Raw genomic sequence first — 16,502 nt, forward strand, 5'->3', positions numbered from 1 at the left:
CAACCATTGGGGGTCGAAGGGATCGGGTCTAAGGTATGGGGTTTAGGGTCTAGTAAAAAACTAAAGACCTCCTCCGTCGTTTCCAAGATCATTGACGCATCCTTGGATAAAAACGAAACCCAGATCCCGTGCAAATTTATCACGGGATGACATGACGTGGAAGCATTTCAGAGCGAAACGACTTTTAATGCTTCTTTTCTTGTTTGCTCTTATCAACAACCAATAACGAACAATTTATAACCGCTCTTTCTAGTAGCACTGCGGAATGACAGTCTTTTCTTGCTTCAGGTCACTATCATGCTTCTGGCCAGGTTCTCGGTCCTTGGGTCGTTCATAAGACCAGATCCCGTGCAGACCCATCACGGGATGACAGTCTTAGGTTATCCGGAAAGCATCTAATACCGTCATTCTAACTAAGCTCCGGGTCAGAATCTCGATCCTTGAGACAGTTGCCAGTGGCAAGTTGCGAGTTGAATAAGAAAATGGTTGTCCGTTATCGGTTCTCCGTTCTCCAAGACCGAGAGTTGCAAGTTCCATGATGCAAGTTGCAGGAACAGTTATACGTTAACGGTTCTCCGTTCTCCGAAAGGAAAAATCAGTTCCAAGATGCGGGAACGATTCTGCGTTAGCCGTTCTCTCTTCTTTGACAAAGAATGAAAAAGAGCGTTGAAGGCGTGTCCAGGGTTTTGGCTTTTCACAGCGTAGAACGGGTTTTCTGCTCTTAAGCGTACAGCGGTCTCTTCGGTGGACGGCGGACCGTTGACGGCTGACGGAGGACCGCTCTTCACAGCGTTCAGCGGTTCCTCGTTCTTAAGCGCACAGCGGGATCTTCGGTGGACGGTGGACCGTTGACGGTCAATGTTGTTTTCTTCAGCGCTCAGCGGGTCTTCGTTCTTAAGCGTTCAGCGGTTCCTTGTTCTTAAGCGGGTGTATGGCTAATTAGCTGGATGTGGACCGTCTACAATAGCTTGAAGGCTCTACGTGAGAGAGTTAGACAGGGCTACTCACTGGTTGAATTTCAGCTAAAGAGAAGGCACGATCTGATACCAAGGCTTTCTGCCTCTGTTATCGGTCTCATGAAGCACGAACAGGCTGTACAGACAAGAATAGCCGCTTTACGAAATGAGACTGCTGCAGATACTCTTCTGCTTATCATCGAGAATTATCCCGAACTGAAATAGAGCGGCGCGGTCTCACGACTTCAAAAGGCATTGGCCGATACAGAAAACCGTTTGGAGCTTGCCAGAGCTTATTACAACAACATTGCAAAATTCTACAACGCCGGGCTCGAGAGAACTCCCGATATCGTAGTTGCAAGAATTGCTCGACTCAAGGAGTTCGAGCTAATGAGCGGTGATTAGAACGTGACGGCTATTCCGAACAGGCCACCGTCTGGATTGGAAGTGCTGTCTACAAAAGGAATGTCAAGTTCGAAAAACAACTTCCCGTTGGTCAAGAAGACTCCGGGGATAATCCCCATTTCGCTAGCAACGAATATCTGAAGCTTTGCTCCCACCATCCAGTTTCCGATGCTTACGCCCGCCATTGGAGCAACTCTTAGGAAAGGTATGAAGTAGTCGTCTCCGCTTATACCGCTAGGCCTTTTGCCAAGGAATGCTCCTCCGCTAACAAGAATGGCTGCATTCCTGAAGCCAGGAATTCCCAATTTAGCACCGGCCTCCAATGTTGCCGCAGGAGCAGAAATGAAGATGCTCGGTATCGCAACTCTAAGAGAGCCTTCAAGATACTCTGTGAGACCCATGCGAGCAAGGTACTGAAAGCTCCAGGGAGCAAGAATCGATTCTTCGAACCCAACGAGGAGGTCCATTCCGACAGACTGTTTCAACGTCCCTATTGGAAGCATTTCCGGACCCATCATAAGTGCCATCGGTACGCACCCGGAAAATGCGACTATTACAACCAGCATTAAAATGATCCATCTCATCTTCTACTCCTCTACTCCATTCAAAATCATGAAGGAAGATTTGAATCGTTCAAATTGCGGTGGGGGCGAGGGTACTTCTGCATTGTCGTACAGAAAGAGAACAAACTCAAGCATTCTTTCGTAGGGTACTAGCGAATTCAAATCACCTTCAAACCCATTTGCGGAATAACTGAGCTTAATGGCCTCAAGAAGTTCCTCAGTGCTGTATAGAGTCAGTGAAGGAATCTTCATCATAGATGCCAATCGGTCAACTACAGCAATCATCGGATCGTCTCCCTTGATTATGTTTTCCAGCGAAACCAGCAGCTCAGAATAGAACCTGTCATGGTCGTCCCACTCTTGACGATCATTAATGATCCTGATCGCTTCAGCTCTCTTCTGGGGAGGAAGGGAATCAAACATTTCCCTGAACACATCCCTATTCTCAAATATGTAGGTGTACTCTCCTTTCACCAGCCCAAAAGCAGCCAGCGTGTCTAAGTAACCCTCTTCTATCTGCAGCTTCGTCTTCTCAGCATCGAAATCCAGCGTGCTTCCGTACATAACCCTAGGCCTGATATGAATCAGATTAGTGCCGGTGAAGAATGCCTTGATCTTGCCGATCCTGTCCCTTAACGCAACTCTCCCTATATCAACGAGTACGACTTCCTTGAAGCCTCTCTCGATTGCCATTTCAACAGGTTGATTTGAATATATTCCACCATCGATAAAGGCCTTGCCATCAATGACAACTGTCTGGAATCCTGGAAAATTCGCACTAGCCATTATGTAGTCGATTAGTAGGCCTTGAGGAATATCTTCTATAAAAAGCATTTCTGGCCTGGCATCGGTTAAATCAAATGTAACTAGTCCAAAATCAACCGACGAGCCTCTGACTGCCTCTTCAGAGATGACGGAGCTAAGAAGATTCTTAAGTGGAGTTACATCAATACCGCGGTTTATTACATCTACCGCACCCTGATAAAGTTCTCCGACACTCCAGTCATCACTACCTCCGCACGCTTCGATAAGCTTTCTTTGAGACTCTGTAGGTCTCATAACGCTATCTTCAGAAATGTTTCTCCAAACTTCAAGTGCCTTCTCAAAGTCTCCCTGGGCAACGGCCGCTGCATTCAAGGAACCTACCGAGGTCCCGTAGACGCCGCCTATTTCGATTCCGAGATCTATAAGAGCCTTCCACGCGCCTATTTCATAAGCACCTTTCGCACCTCCTCCGGAAAGCACCAGTCCCACACTTCCGGAAAACAGAACGACAGGAATCAGGAGCAAAATCAAAACGGACCTTTTCACTGCAAACACCTCTCTTTGACGGCTATCATAGAGGGATAATAGCATTATCAACGTCCAAAATGAAAGATAGCGAGTTAATATCTGACTTTTTCAATCGAGAAAAGAGATGATTAACGGGATTGAAATCAGTGAGAATAACGTAGAAGAGGCTATGAGTTTGGATGAGAGTTCATAGTCGGAGTCAAATATCCTTGGGAAGATCGAAGTGTTAGCTGCAGCCGGCATTGCGCTCATGATTATCAGAATCTTTTCGACAACAGAAGGCAGTTCTACAAACGATAGGAGGCAAAAAACGATCAAAGGCGCAATGCATAGCTTAAGAAGACTGCAGAAGAGAATAATTCTGCTCTTAAATATCGTGGAGAGTCTCGTACTGGCCGAAATAATCCCCGCAACTACCATGGCCAGAGGGATAGTGCTTTCCCCGAGAAGCCCAAGAGCTTCATCGAGGAATGACGGAAGCCTGAGCGGAGTGAAGAAAAGAACAAGGCCTACGAAAACAGCTATCGTTCCTGGATTGAGAAGGCCTTTCTTCCTTGACAGACGGGCCTCATGTGACATGATCCTCACTCCGACAGTCCAGGTCAGAACCTTGAACCAGATATTGAAGACGGCGCTATAGAACACTCCTTCCTTCCCGATTATTAGTTCGACGACAGGATAACCCATATAGGCAACGTTTCCGAAGAGAACAGCATAGAGAAAGACACTTCTTGAATCGTCGGTAATCTTGAGCGCCTTTGCCGAAAAGACCGCAAGAAACCATAGAACCGTATAATGAGCGCCGCGGCAATTAACAATATTATGGAGTAAGAAAACATCTCGTAAGAGTATTCAAAACTCATCGAATCAACTATCAGAGCAGGAAGAGTTACGTAAAGAACGAATCTAGTTACTCCTTTTGTGAACAGATCGTCAACCAGATTAGTTCTCCTCAATATGAAGCCAATTCCTATCAACGCAAAGAAAGTAAGCACTTTCGAGGTGATTTCAGTCATTAGGAGGATTATAAACCCGCATACCAAAGAATGAAACAAGGAAAACAAATCAGGTGGCTCTTAACAGCTTGAATTAGGAATAGCGGAGAACGAAGTGATTACATAAATGACCCAGAATTGTGATAAACTAGTTTCGTTAAACGTTATGCTTTCCTATTTGATATCCGGGCTATCCGGCTTCTTTTTCGGTCACGAGATATTTATGATTATTGGATGCCTATAGGGCAGCCTCAATTCCTTATAAAGGAGGTTTTTTGAATGCGCAAAGCACTGTTAGTTCTACTGGTAGTTCTTGTAAGTGCGGCTTTCATGTTTGCCGCGAATTATCACATCGGTGTTGTGACGGGAACCGTTTCTCAGTCCGAGGATGATCTTAGAGGTGCCGAAGCACTGATCAAGAAATACGGAGATGCCGCTTCCGGTGGGATGATCGTTCACCTCACCTACCCTGACAACTTCATGTCTGAACAGGAGACTGTTATCGCCCAGATAACCGGTCTTGCAGACGATCCTCTTATGAAGGCAATAATTGTTAACCAGGCTATTCCTGGAACAGTTGAGAGCTTCAGAAGAATCAGGGAGACAAGACCGGACATTCTTCTTCTTGCCGGTCTGCCTCACGAAGATCCCCCAATGCTAGCCGATGCGGCCCATCTCTCAGTCAATGCTGACTCACTTGCCCGTGGCTATCTAATTATCTACACAGCCAAGCAGCTCGGCGCAGAGAAGTTTATGCACATCTCCTTCCCGAGGCACATGTCTTACGAACTTCTATCGAAGAGAAGAGACATCATGAGAGCATCTTGTGAGGAACTCGGACTTGAGTTCATCGACATGGGTTCACCCGATCCCGTCGGAGACGTTGGAATCGCCGGCGCACAGCAGTTCATTCTGGAGAAAGTCCCTGCCTGGCTTGACGAATACGGCGCAAACACTGCGTTCTTCTGTACGAATGACGCTCATACAGAACCTCTTCTGAAGAGAGTCGCAGAGCTTGGTGGATTCTTCATTGAAGCCGATCTACCTTCTCCTCTGATGGGTTACCCCGGAGCCCTCGGCATATCCTTCACCGAAGAAGAAACTGGCAACTGGCCAGCAATTCTTGCCAAGGTTGAAGAGGCTGTTGTGGCAAAGGGCGGAGCCGGAAGAATGGGAACATGGGCCTACTCGCTCGGTTACACAACGACGGCAGCTCTTGCTGAACATGCAAAGAACGTTATCGACGGCAAGTGTGAAATCGATGATTTTGATGCAGTAATGGCCACTTTCGCAGAATATACACCAGGTGCGGGCTGGAATGGCAGCTACTACATCGATGCCGATGGAATCGAACAGGAAAACTATCTCCTCATCTATCAGGATACCTACATATTTGGCAAAGGTTACATGGGAATCACCGAAGTTGAGGTTCCTGCAAAATTCTTAAACTTCTAAGCTGAATAACGTCAAGAGGGGGGGCGACCCCCCTTTTCTTGACTCTTTCTAGCCTTCGGTATTGGGGTGAAGTCATGGATGAAAAGCAATATTTGCTGAGGATGGAGAACATAAGTAAGGAGTTCTTCGGAAACCAGGTTCTGAAAGATGTTACTTTGAAAGTTGGGAAGGGCGAGATCATAGGACTGGTTGGCGAAAATGGAGCTGGGAAGTCTACTCTCATGAATATTCTTTTCGGTCTGCCTGTCATCCACGAGACGGGTGGTTTTCAGGGAAAGATATTCCTAAATGATAAGGAAGTCAATTTCGCCAGTCCGTTTGAGGCCATCGAAGCCGGAATAGGAATGGTGCACCAGGAATTTATATTGATCCCGGGTTTCACTGCTACAGAGAACATACTACTGAACAGAGAATCTACTAATTACAATATCTTCGTAGAAGTCTTCGGTGAGAGATTGCGAACTCTTGATAGAGACGACATGCATAAGAGAGCAGTAGCAGCTATAGAGAAGCTGGAGGTTCAACTTGATCCGGATATGCTTGTGAGCGAAATGCCGGTAGGTCACAGGCAGTTTACTGAGATAGCGAGAGAGATGGACAGGAAGTCAACTAAACTGCTTGTCCTTGACGAACCTACGGCAGTTCTTACAGAATCGGAAGCTGATACGATGCTAAGGGCGGCGAGAAAGCTTGCCAATCTGGGACTATCGATAATCTTCATAACCCACAGGCTGAGCGAGGTTCTAGAAATAGCTGATCGCTTGATTGTACTTAGAGATGGGCAGGTCGTCCGAGAACTGGAATCTTCAAAGACTACGCCGAGGGAAATTGCCTCTCTTATGGTTGGCCGAGAAATTAAGGATTCTGCTTCATTGCATTCAAAGGGAAGCACTGAATCGGAAATCGTTCTCGAAATCAAAGATCTTTGGGTTGACATGCCAGGTGAACAGGTAAACAGCGTCAACCTTAAGGTTCATAAAGGTGAGATCCTTGGTATTGGAGGACTTGCCGGTCAAGGCAAACTCGGAATAGCAAATGGAGTCATGGGTCTCTTCCCTTCGGAAGGAGAAGTATATTACAAAGGCGAAAGGCTTCCGCTTAATAACCCTGTAGCTGTTCTAAGCAAAGGAATCGCGTTCGTTTCTGAAGACAGAAGAGGAGTCGGTCTTCTTCTGGATGAGCCAATAGATCTGAACATCGTATTCACAGCAATTCAGATTCAGGGAAGGTTCATCAGGAATTTACTTGGCGGCCTCATTAAATGGCGCGATGACAAAGAGATTTCCAGGGTTGCCAGAGAATATGTGGAATCGCTTCAGATAAAGTGTGTCAGTGAAAGGCAAAATGCAAAAGAGCTCTCCGGAGGCAATCAGCAGAAAGTCTGTCTTGCCAAAGCGTTTGTTCTTGAACCCGACCTTCTTTTCGTATCTGAGCCAACTAGAGGAATCGATGTCGGTGCAAAGAGCGTTGTCCTCGAGACTCTTAGAAGACAGAACAAGGAGCATGGAACCACCATAATCATGACGTCTTCCGAGCTTGAAGAGCTACGCTCAATATGTGACAGAATAGCGATAGTTGATGAAGGAAAGATCGCGGGAATCCTTCTGCCTACTGCTGACCCTGCCGACTTCGGGCTGTTAATGCTAGGTGAACAGGAAGAGGTGAAGGCAAATGCTTGAGAGTATAAGGAAGTTGATAGAGAAGGCCGGCTGGCCTCGAGTAATAATCGCTCTCTTCCTGCTTTCTATGTTTGTAATTGCTCCATTCGTTAACATAAGTGTTGGCACTTCGATCAGCGATACAATCGTTAGGTTCGCAATGAATTCAGTACTCGTGCTTTCACTTGTTCCTATGGTCCAGTCAGGTTGTGGACTGAACTTTGGTATGCAGTTGGGCGTCATTGCCGGACTAATTGGAGCGGTCACAAGTATCGAACTTGGAGTAACTGGCCTTGCGGGATTTCTAACGGCGATAGGAATCGCAATCCCCATCGCCGCAATCCTGGGGTTCTTCTACGGACTTCTGCTTAACAGAGTAAAGGGCGATGAAATGGTCGTTGCAACGTATGTCGGATTCTCTTCTGTAGCCTTCATGAGTATGATGTGGCTACTCTTGCCATACAAGAGTCCTAACATGATCTGGGGGTACGGCGGTTCTGGACTGAGAACCACCATAAGTGTCGAAGGTTATTGGCTTGGGATTCTAAATAATTTCCTTAGTATTAAAATAGGGAAGTTCTTCTTCCCGACTGGAACGGTTCTTTTCTTTGGTCTAATGGCGCTTATTGTCTGGGCCTTTTTTAAGACTAAGCTGGGAACCGCTATGACTGCAGCAGGATCGAATCCCATTTACGCAAAGGCTGCAGGTGTAAACGTCGATAGGATGAGAATTCTATCAGTCGTAATCTCGACAATAATCGCCGCTGTAGGAATTCTAGTCTATGAGCAGAGCTTCGGGTTCATTCAGCTTTATATGGCACCTCTACTAATGGCTTTTCCTGCAGTAGCCGCTTTGCTGCTGGGAGGTGCATCTGTCTCAAAAGCATCTATGGGCAATGTCATTATAGGAGCCTTTCTTTTTCAAGGTATTCTGACGATGACTCCATCTGTTATGAACAACTTGATTAAGAGTGACATGTCAGAGGTAATAAGAATAATCGTCTCCAACGGTATGATCGTTTATGCTTTGACGAGAAGAACGAAGGTGACAAAATGAAGGATCAGAGCTTAACACGAGCAAAGAACCCATTGGTAAGATTTGCAATATCCAATGCGGTCCCAATACTTTTCATAATTCTCCTGATATTCGCAGTACCGTTGTCGGGGTTCTCGACTGATTACCTCTTAAATGAAATCATAACAAGACTTGGAAGAAACTCCTTCCTGGTCATATCTTTGCTTATACCAGTAATGGCCGGTATGGGATTGAACTTTGGCATTGTTTTGGGCGCCATGGCTGGTCAAATGGGCTTGATATTCATGTTAGATTGGGGAGTAGTTGGAATTCCAGGCGTTGTCCTGGCCATGCTAGTAGGAATGCCGATAGCGATCCTCCTTGGTCTTCTTGCCGGAAGCATTCTCAACCGAGCAAAAGGTAGAGAGATGGTTACATCGATGATTCTCGGGTTTTTCATAAACGGTATCTATCAACTAACCATTCTTTATGGTATGGGAAGTGTGATACCAATAACAAGCAATAAGCTGTTGCTACCACGCGGATACGGAGTTAGAAACGCGATCGACCTACTAACTATCAGAAAAGCTCTTGATAATATGTGGTCGATTCAAGTCGGCGGTGTAATAATCCCGCTTGGACTCTTCGCAATCATTGCTGCACTATGTATCTTTGTCTTCTGGTTCACAAGAACAAAGCTTGGGCAAGACATGAGGGCTGTAGGACAAGACATGCAGGTGGCCGCAACTGCGGGTATAAACGTCGATCGGACGAGGACACTATCAATAGTCATCTCGACAGTTTTGGCTTGTTTTGGTCAGATAATATTCCTTCAAAACATAGGCACAATAAACACTTACAACTCACACGATCAGGTTGGAACCTTTGCCATTGCCGCCCTCCTGATTGGAGGTGCTTCAGTCGCCAAAGCAACCATTCCGAATGTTTTCATTGGAATCACACTCTTCCATCTCACCTTCATTGTCGCTCCAAGAGCCGGCAAAGAACTTCTCGGCCAGGCTCAAATTGGAGAGTTCTTCCGAGTGTTTGTCTCGTATGGAATAATTGCAATCTCGCTTGCTCTTTACGCTTGGAGAAGGCAGGTCGAGAAAGAGACCGAACGTAGACAGGCAAAGGCAGCCATAAAGGCCGCGATCGAAGAAAGGACTGGAGGGTGATTTTATGAAAAGAAACGTGATTAGGATTGCCCTTGTTGTAGTGCTGGTTGCCTTGGGGTTCTTTCTCTACGTGATTGGCAAGGAACACCGTGTCTTCGTTGACAATAGAGACATAGTTATCAACGGCGTAGAATACAAGTCTACTAATCCAATTGATGTAATCGTTGATGATGTGGACCTCGGCGAAGTTGGGAAGGGAAAGAGAAAAGTCGCGAACACACCCGGTCCATGGCACAAGATAACGGCTATCGAGAAACTCCCTGACGGTACCACAAGAGAAGTTGTACGCAAATTCAACTTGGCGCCCAACGATACCGCCGTAGTGAATCTTGTAGCGTTATTTGAGCTTGAGGATGGATGGCTTGCAATAGAGTGATCTACTGCAAGCACAATGCTCACTTCACTTAGTTGATCCAAAAGTTGCTCTACGGGGCCGAGCACAAACCTTGTTTGGCCCCTTTTCACTGTGCAAACTCGAAGTGCTGATCGCTGAGGAAAAGACGTTTTGCATTTTCTCACTCTCAATTGCAGGGCAGTAGATTCCGCCGAGCAACAAATCTCGAAGAGTTCGTTCTTCCCGCCATATTCCTATTCCAATTTTCATAGAACTGATTGAAGAAACAAGAGATCAGCCGCCTCCTTCGCGCTAGATTGCAGACCTCGAAGACTCTCTTGAATAATCTTTTCAAAAAACCGACCACACTCTTCGTTCATCTTCATGCATAAGCAGTTTTGTGATACAATTAACATACCCGAGAAAAACTATCGGCGGTAACATGGAGTGAAAGGAGGGAGAACATGAAAAGATTCGAAGGGAAAGTAGTGCTCATTACAGGCGGGAGTTCCGGGATTGGTGCAGATAGCGCCAGGGCCTTCAGCGAGGAAGGAGCGAAAGTTGTCATTACGGACGTTGATGAAGAAAAGGGCAAAGAACTCGCTCAAGAGATAAATGATGCAGGGGGAAAGGCCCTGTTCATGAAACATGACGTTTCGAGCGCTCAGGAGACGAAGAGAATCGTCGAATCTGTTGTCGAGAAGTTCGGAAGGCTTGACGTTGCATTCAACAATGCAGGGATAGGCGGACCTTCTCTTCCTCTATCTGAGTACCCCGAAGAGGACTGGGAGCGAGTGATTTCGATCAATTTGCTTGGTGTCTATTACGGAATGAAGTATGAAATCCAGCAGATGCTTAAGCAAGGCGGGGGAGCAATTGTAAACAATTCCTCGATCCTTGGTAAGGTTGGTTTCAACAACGCCTCTGCCTATGTCGCCGCTAAGCATGCAGTTGTCGGTATGACAAAAGCGGCAGCTCTAGAATACTCAAGCAAGAATATCAGGATAAACGCCGTAAATCCTGCTTTCATAAAGACTCCTCTACTTGAAGCATCCGGAATGAAAGAGGGAACTGACATGCACGACATGCTAGTCGGACTGCATCCAATAGGAAGACTGGGAGAGCCAAGAGAAGTGACGAACGCAGTTCTCTTCTTGTCAAGTGACGAAGCATCTTTCGTTCATGGAGAATCGCTTATGGTTGATGGTGGATACACGGCAAGGTAGAGCTGTTGATTGATGTCCAATTTGCGGACGCCTTCCGGCGTCCTCTTCTTTTATAATGGAAGAGAATGATCATTGGAGGAACTGCTTATGGCAGAGGCGACGCTAGAATTCAAGGATCTCGACACGATGCTTGAGCACGTAAGAAAGGTTTTGACCAGTGCCGGCTTGAACAACCTCGCGGTGAAGTTTCCAGCCGACGTTACTAACTTAACTGTTAGAGGCAACTACGTCTACATCAGTGTCTCTCAAGACTATGAAGAGCGGGGAACAAAGAGGAGAATAGACCTCAGCATGATCTCCGGAAAAGCGGCTTTCGCAAGAATGGGAAAACAGCTGGCGTTGAAGAGCTCGTCTGAGATAAAGGGAAAGAAGTGGCTCTTCGAAGGAACGCTTAGCTTCTACAAACCCCGGGCAAGTTTCTCGATATGGATAGATACGATAGCTCCAATAGGAGAGTCCGATATAACTGCGCGAAGAAGGGAAATCTACCTTGCCCTGAAGGCAAAGGAAGCTCTAAGAATTGAAGAGCATGATCTAGGCGAACTGCCTCCCATAAAGAGAGTTGCTGTGATCTCTTCTTCTACTGCAGCTGGACTGGGGGATTTCTTCTCAAATCTCTCCGTCAACTACCCGTACAAGCCCGTAGTGCATCTCTACGAATCATATATGCAAGGCAATAGAACAGTTCCGGGTGTTCTTTCTGCTCTAAAGAAAATAGAATCTTGTCCTGTGAAGTATGACGTGATAGTTCTTACAAGAGGAGGGGGTTCTGCAAGCGATCTAATGTATTTCGATAGTCTTGAACTAGGAATGGCAATTTCGGAATTCAACAAGAAGTATTGCCCAGTACTGAGTGCTATTGGCCATGAAAGAGACGTTACTATACCTGACTTCGTTGCCTGGAAGCGTTTTGATACTCCTACTGCAGTTGCACGCGGAATAAGCGAACAGGTAAATGATTACGTCGATACCCTGAGCGAATTCTCCGATCTGATGGGAGATGAGATTGAGTGGCTCTTCGAAAGGGCCGAGAACGAGACAGGACCCGATAGACTCCAGTTCATAGCCGATAGGATAGGAGAAACCATCAATCGCACGGACCAGTTCTTTGAAGATGGATCCAGAGTTCTTTCAGGAACGATTACTCACAGAATCCTCCTTGCGATGAACGATCTTGGATCGTTCAATCCGGCTAGATACGTCCTCTCGATTGAGAGAGGCATGAATGAGATTTTCGCATTAACGGACGCTCTGGTAAATAGTGCCGACAGCTCGATACAAAGAAACCTGGCGTTTGCCGAGAGTCGTCTTGATCACAGAGGGTTCGGAAACAGTCTTGAGAAACATCTCATGAATTCCGCAATACTCGTTGAAACACTTGACAAGGGAGTAACCAGGTTGTTCGATGACCTAATAGCGAATTCAGGAGATGATCTAGATAAACTATTTGATGAGCTTACACTCCATGGGGGCTACGCCGCATCATTGCTTTTCGGTGGAGTGGTGTTGAAAAGAGGTCGCTTGATAATCAACAGCGCGAAGGCGGTTTCGGCAGGCGACTCACTGGACTGCGTTTTCAAAGATGGAGAGGCAAAGACTACCATAGATGAAGTCAAATCGGAGGTGTGACATGGATGAAAAGACGTTAGAATCAGTCTTGAAGCTGAAAGAAGAGCAAATAAACTCTATGGATTTCAAGAAGCTGCTTGGATACATAAGATCTATCGACGAGTATTTCAGAAGCAACTCTCAGATAGATGTCGAGGTTGCACTCAAGGCTTATCAGAAAGCAATTCAGCTTCTTACCGCAGCTCGCCTGAGACTGATAACCCTTAAAAGGGAAAAGGAAGAATTGGACAGACAGTACTCAAGCTTTTTGGCCTCAATTGAGACAGAGTCCTCTGAAGAAATGCAGCTGCCGACAGACGGAGATGACGAGGATGAAAAGCTCCCCTTCTAGAAGAGTCTTGAAAGAGCGAGTTCTTAAAAATGACCGCATTTGTTTGTTTAGAACCGCAGATAAAGAAGATGCAAGGAGAATACTTGCCTACATCAATTTCATTGCCGGAGAGTCTGATTATCTGAGTTTCGGAAGAAACGAGTTGACCTTAAGTGAAGAGGCTGAAAGACAGATAATCGCATCGTTTAACGAACAGGCCAACAGCTTTATGGCGGTGGCCGAATGTGAAGACAAGCTTATCGGACTGATCACAATGCAAGGAGGCTCAAAACAGCGCATCAACCACTGGGCAGAGATTGCACTGTCTGTAAGCAAGCCTTACTGGGGAATGGGCATTGGAAAGACCCTCATAGAGCTCGCATTTGAGCATGCACAAAGCAGCGGAATAACTCGGATCGGCCTAAAGGTGCGATCAGACAATGACAGAGCTAGATGCCTCTATTCTAAACTGGGATTTGAAATCGAAGGAACACTTAAGAGATATATGCGAATAGGCGACGAATACTTCGATTTCTACCAAATGGGTCGTGACGTCAAGTCACTTTCTTCTGAAGAGAACAAGTAGACCAAACACGATCAAGACTGCTCCCACGACGATCATTGCCCATTGCGAAAATGAAGAAGGTATTAGGGCAATAACTCCGATAACTGCAAGTATCGCGACAGGAATCAACAGAGGAGAGCGGCTCTTTCCGCCTGCCAAGTAAAGTTGGAATAACCCAAATGCCGGCGCAAGAACGAATAGTCCCCACCCGCCGCTGTCGTAGAATCCAGGGAAGACAACTCCCAGAGTCAAGGCCAACCCCACAACAAGCAACACGCCACCGGGAACCAGAAGTCCGTCGATTCTATTCTTGATCGCGTTGTACTCCATTATGATCCCCGGAAGCCAGATGAACAATAGCCAGAAGTTTGACATCATTGCAGGGACAAAAATGATCATCAAGCCAAGAGCTATGACCACTATTCCAAGAAAAACCTGACTTAGCTTTGACTCTTTCCTTACATTCTCTTCTTTCATTTCATAACCTCCCTTTGCAGCATTACCTAAGAAATATAATACTTCAAAACTTTCAATGTTACACCTGTGCAGTTTATGAGTCACAGCGTTCAGCGGGTCCTCGTTCTTAAGCGCACAGCGGATCTTCGGTGGACGGCGGACCGTTGACGGCTGACGGAGGACCGCTCTTCACTCAGAGTTTCTGCTAGAGCAGGGATGAGGATAAAAGCCGTCCCTGGTCCTTCGCTCAAGATCATGGACCCGTCCTCCGAGAAGAGCAAGAACAGAAGTGATGCGGCGAAGAGCATCGCCGGAAGTGATGCTGGGAAAAACGTCTAGGGACGCGATTCCCGCTTAGCGAAGAGTAGCGCTTCCTTCCATTGGTTGCTTTTACCAACAACCAAAAGCGAACGACCAAGAACCGCTCTTACTAGAAGCCATGAACAGGAGACCCCAAACAGGAGCATTTTAAGGCAGGCTCATTGGTGCACATCAGGGCAGGCTCTACGGGATGACGCTCTTTTTTTGCTTCAGGTCACTATCATGCTTCTGGCCAGGTTCTCGGTCCTTGGGTCGTTCATAAGACCAGATCCCGTGCAAATTTATCACGGGATGACATGACGTGGAAGCATTTCAGAGCGAAACGACTTTTAATGCTTCTTTTCTTGTTTGCTCTTATCAACAACCAATAACGAACAATTTATAACCGCTCTTTCTAGTAGCACTGCAGAATGACAGTCTTTTCTTGCTTCAGGTCATCCTGGCACGCTTCTGGCCAGGATCTCGATCTTTGAAACAGTTGCAAGTGACAAATTGCGAGTTGAATAAGAAAATGGTTGTCCGTTGTCGGTTCTCCGTTCTCCAAGACCGAGAGTTGCAAGTTCCATGATGCAAGTTGCAGGAACAGTTATACGTTAACGGTTCTCCGTTCTCCGAAAGGAAAAATCAGTTCCAAGATGCGGGAACGATTCTGCGTTAGCCGTTCTCTCTTCTTTGACAAAGAATGAAAAAAAGCGTTGAAGGCGTGTCCAGGGTTTTGGCTTTTCACAGCGTAGAACGGGTTTTCTGCTCTTAAGCGTACAGCGGTCTCTTCGGTGGACGGCGGACCGTTGACGGCTGACGGAGGACCGCTCTTCCAGCGTTCAGCGGGTTTTCTGCTCTTAAGCGTACAGCGGATCTTCGGTCGGTGGACGGCGGACCGTTGACGGCTGACGGAGGACGGCTCTTCACAGCGTTCAGCGGGTCCTCGTTCTTAAGCGCACATCGGGATCGGTCGGTCTTCGGTAGACGGCGGACCGTTGACGGCTGACGGAGGACCGCTCTTTCAACGATCAGCGGGTCCTCGTTCTTAAGCGTACAGCGGATCTTCGGTCGGTGGACGGCGGACCGTTGACGGCTGACGGAGGACCGCTCTTCCAGCGTTCAGCGGGTCCTCGTTCTTAAGCGCACAGCGGGATCTTCGGTGGACGGTGGACCGTTGACGGCTGACGGAGGACCGCTCTTTCAACGATCAGCGGGTCCTCGTTCTTAAGCGCACAGCGGATCTTCGGTGGACGGCGGACCGTTGACGGCCAACGTTGTCTTCGTCAGCGACCAGCATATAGCGGCTCTTGTTGAAAAGCTCTGATTAGATTTGCAAGTCTGTCCTTCACTTTTTTGCTGCTGTGCTACACTTATTTATATGAATCGAAGGAGGCGAGCTCTCATGATGACAAGAAAGGAAGGAAGAGCTTTCTTGAGCAACAAGATATGGCAAGAAGTCAATAGAGAGATGAACAAGACAGATCAGATGAAGGGACTGCCGCAGCCCTCTCTTGAGAAGAGCTCGGAGGGTTACGACCTTATTAGTCTTCCTGACCCAAACTCAACTCACCTTATAATGAAGGATTTGAGAGAGATAGTTTTTTCTAGAGAAAGCAGAAGAGTCTACTCGGATGAGAAGTTGTCGCTTGAGGCTTTGTCTTTTCTTCTCTGGTCTTCTCAGGGTGTAAAAGCAGTGATGAAAAACAACTATGCGACGTTGCGAACTGTCCCGTCTGCTGGAGCAAGGCACCCGTTTGAGACATACATATTCGTTAGACTGGTAAAAGGGTTGAAGAGAGGCCTTTATCGTTACGTCGCCTTGTCTCACTCTTTGGTTTTGGAGAAGGAAGGCGACTTCGCCAGTGAAGTTGCTGATGCCGCTCTAGGCCAGAAGTTCGTTGGACATTGCGCTGCAACTTTCGTATGGTCGGTCATCCCCTACAGGACAGAGTGGAGATACGACCTGACATCATACAAACCAATCCTTCTGGACGCAGGTCATATCTGCCAGAATCTATACCTTGCCTGTGAGGCCCTAAACCTTGGAACATGCGCCATTGCAGCTTACGATCAGGAGAAGATCGATAAGTTGATAGGTCTAGATGGTTATGACGAATTTGTCATTTACATGGCTCCGGTAGGAAAACCAAAGAGGTATTGA

13 protein-coding genes and 2 pseudogenes are annotated in these 16,502 nt (G+C 46.8%); 11 read left to right on the forward strand and 4 right to left on the reverse strand.

Annotated features, from left to right (window positions below; genetic code table 11):
• The first annotated feature begins 947 nt into the window (after positions 1-947).
• Positions 948-1,361 (forward strand): annotated as a pseudogene (locus Q502_RS06815) (LemA family protein).
• On the opposite strand, the gene Q502_RS06820 reads toward Q502_RS06815, so the two are convergent.
• The 3 genes and pseudogenes from Q502_RS06820 to Q502_RS15060 form a co-directional block, all read right to left on the reverse strand.
• Positions 1,358-1,945 (reverse strand): hypothetical protein, encoded by a 588-nt coding sequence (locus Q502_RS06820; RefSeq protein ID WP_099829519.1) that lies wholly within the window; start codon positions 1,943-1,945, stop codon positions 1,358-1,360. The pseudogene Q502_RS06815 and the gene Q502_RS06820 sit on opposite strands and share 4 nt — an antisense overlap.
• Before the next feature lie 3 nt (positions 1,946-1,948).
• The gene (locus Q502_RS06825) at positions 1,949-3,235 is read right to left on the reverse strand and encodes a patatin-like phospholipase family protein (protein WP_099829520.1); all 1,287 of its coding nucleotides are present in this window, start codon (positions 3,233-3,235) and stop codon (positions 1,949-1,951) included.
• 90 nt (positions 3,236-3,325) lie between these two features.
• Positions 3,326-4,233, reverse strand: a pseudogene (locus Q502_RS15060) (AEC family transporter).
• A 258-nt stretch (positions 4,234-4,491) separates the two neighbouring features.
• Here Q502_RS15060 and Q502_RS06835 point away from each other — a divergent pair.
• The 9 genes from Q502_RS06835 to Q502_RS06875 all read left to right on the forward strand — a co-directional run bounded on the left by Q502_RS06835 (position 4,492) and on the right by Q502_RS06875 (position 13,603).
• Positions 4,492-5,667, forward strand: coding sequence for a DUF3798 domain-containing protein (locus tag Q502_RS06835; protein ID WP_099829521.1), 1,176 nt, complete (start codon positions 4,492-4,494; stop codon positions 5,665-5,667).
• A gap of 74 nt (positions 5,668-5,741) precedes the next feature.
• Positions 5,742-7,346 (forward strand): sugar ABC transporter ATP-binding protein, encoded by a 1,605-nt coding sequence (locus Q502_RS06840; protein WP_099829522.1) that lies wholly within the window; start codon positions 5,742-5,744, stop codon positions 7,344-7,346.
• Positions 7,339-8,382, forward strand: coding sequence for an ABC transporter permease subunit (locus Q502_RS06845; protein WP_099829523.1), 1,044 nt, complete (start codon positions 7,339-7,341; stop codon positions 8,380-8,382). The genes Q502_RS06840 and Q502_RS06845 overlap by 8 nt, the downstream gene beginning before the upstream one ends.
• The gene (locus tag Q502_RS06850; RefSeq protein WP_099829524.1) at positions 8,379-9,518 is read left to right on the forward strand and encodes an ABC transporter permease; all 1,140 of its coding nucleotides are present in this window, start codon (positions 8,379-8,381) and stop codon (positions 9,516-9,518) included. Before Q502_RS06845 ends, Q502_RS06850 begins: the two co-directional genes overlap by 4 nt.
• Positions 9,519-9,522: 4 nt before the next feature.
• Positions 9,523-9,894, forward strand: a complete 372-nt coding sequence (locus Q502_RS06855; protein ID WP_099829525.1) for a DUF6672 family protein — start codon at positions 9,523-9,525, stop codon at positions 9,892-9,894.
• Positions 9,895-10,316: 422 nt separating this feature from the next.
• Positions 10,317-11,078, forward strand: coding sequence for an SDR family NAD(P)-dependent oxidoreductase (locus tag Q502_RS06860; RefSeq protein WP_099829526.1), 762 nt, complete (start codon positions 10,317-10,319; stop codon positions 11,076-11,078).
• 87 nt (positions 11,079-11,165) lie between these two features.
• Positions 11,166-12,707 (forward strand): exodeoxyribonuclease VII large subunit, encoded by a 1,542-nt coding sequence (xseA, locus tag Q502_RS06865; protein ID WP_099829527.1) that lies wholly within the window; start codon positions 11,166-11,168, stop codon positions 12,705-12,707.
• Between the two features lies 1 nt (position 12,708).
• Positions 12,709-13,038 (forward strand): hypothetical protein, encoded by a 330-nt coding sequence (locus tag Q502_RS06870; RefSeq protein WP_099829528.1) that lies wholly within the window; start codon positions 12,709-12,711, stop codon positions 13,036-13,038.
• Complete coding sequence (locus tag Q502_RS06875) at positions 13,019-13,603, forward strand: GNAT family N-acetyltransferase (RefSeq protein WP_099829529.1); 585 nt, start codon at positions 13,019-13,021, stop codon at positions 13,601-13,603. The genes Q502_RS06870 and Q502_RS06875 overlap by 20 nt, the downstream gene beginning before the upstream one ends.
• Here the strand turns inward: Q502_RS06875 and Q502_RS06880 are convergent.
• On the reverse strand, positions 13,577-14,059 hold the full coding sequence (locus Q502_RS06880; protein WP_099829530.1) for a hypothetical protein: 483 nt from the start codon (positions 14,057-14,059) through the stop codon (positions 13,577-13,579). The genes Q502_RS06875 and Q502_RS06880 overlap by 27 nt on opposite strands.
• Positions 14,060-15,743: 1,684 nt before the next feature.
• On the opposite strand from Q502_RS06880, the gene Q502_RS06885 reads away from it, so the two are divergent.
• A complete protein-coding gene (locus Q502_RS06885) occupies positions 15,744-16,502 on the forward strand; it encodes a SagB/ThcOx family dehydrogenase (RefSeq protein ID WP_099829531.1) in 759 nt (252 codons plus the stop codon).

The organism is Mesotoga sp. Brook.08.YT.4.2.5.2. (assembly GCF_003351125.1).
Taxonomy (GTDB): Bacteria; Thermotogota; Thermotogae; order Petrotogales; family Kosmotogaceae; genus Mesotoga.